The sequence below is a fragment of the Acinetobacter sp. GN11 genome (assembly GCF_054823985.1).
This window is the reverse complement of record NZ_JRVL01000337.1, coordinates 1-449: the sequence shown is the minus strand read 5'-3', so window position 1 is coordinate 449 and position 449 is coordinate 1. Positions and strand designations below refer to the sequence as shown.

Annotated in this window: 1 protein-coding gene; it reads left to right on the top strand. The window is 38.5% G+C overall.

Annotated features, from left to right (window positions below):
- Window positions 1-449 (top strand): epoxyqueuosine reductase QueH (locus NL42_RS19015; protein WP_461313935.1); only part of this gene is annotated, 449 nt, incomplete at both ends.

Genomic DNA, 449 nt, shown 5'->3' with positions numbered 1-449 from the left:
TTAAATTTTCAATATTTTTTTATAATCCTAATATCCATCCAGTAAAAGAATATCTCATCCGTAAGGAAGAAAATATTCGTTTTGCCGAAAAGCATAATATTCCATTTATCGATGCAGACTATGACACTGACAATTGGTTTGCTCGAGCAAAAGGTATGGAAGATGAACCTGAACGCGGTATTCGTTGTACCATGTGTTTCGATATGCGATTTGAACGAACTGCCCTTTACGCACATGAACACGGCTTTAGTCTCATCAGTAGTTCGCTAGGAATTTCTCGCTGGAAAAATATGGCGCAAATCAATGACTGCGGAATTCGTGCTGCTGCGCACTATCCTGAAATTCAGTACTGGGATTACAACTGGCGTAAAAATGGTGGCTCAAGCCGTATGATTGAAATCAGTAAACGAGAAGAGTTTTATCAACAAGAATATTGTGGCTGTGTATAT